This window comes from Microbacterium sp. IEGM 1404 (genome assembly GCF_030056775.1).
Taxonomy (GTDB): domain Bacteria; phylum Actinomycetota; class Actinomycetes; order Actinomycetales; family Microbacteriaceae; genus Microbacterium.
The window spans coordinates 1-399 of sequence record NZ_JASHKP010000009.1; the positions used below are offsets into that span (position 1 = coordinate 1).

A 399-nucleotide genomic window follows, 5' to 3' on the forward strand; every position below is an offset into this window, starting at 1 on the left:
GTCGCAGCATGGTGAGGGCGGGAACGACGACCTGCACCCGCGCGCGGATCGCGCCGAGGGCGCCGGGGCCGTCGTCGCTGCGGGTGGGGTCGGCGTCGGGCGCGGCGGTCAGGAGCAGGTCCGCGAGGAGGTCGGCGCGCACCTGATCGGCCGTCCGCGTGTCGGGCGCCTGCGCCAGTCCGGGTCCGGGCGCGGGCGTATCCGTGTTGCCGTGCCCCGTGGCAGCGTCTGCCGGGCACCCGCCGCTGCCCGCGGTTCGGGCCTCGGCGCCGGACGCGGCGACGGTGACCGCGGAGCCCGCGGGAGACCCCAGCCCGCCCCGCGGGTTGTCTCGGCGGAGGTCCACGATCGCGGCGCTCTGCTGCACGAGCCGGTCGTAGATCCCCACCGCCAGCACGG

1 pseudogene is annotated in these 399 nt (G+C 78.4%); it reads right to left on the bottom strand.

Going from position 1 to position 399, the window contains the following annotated elements:
* Nucleotides 1–399, bottom strand: a pseudogene (locus tag QM517_RS18090) (hypothetical protein); the annotation flags it as partial.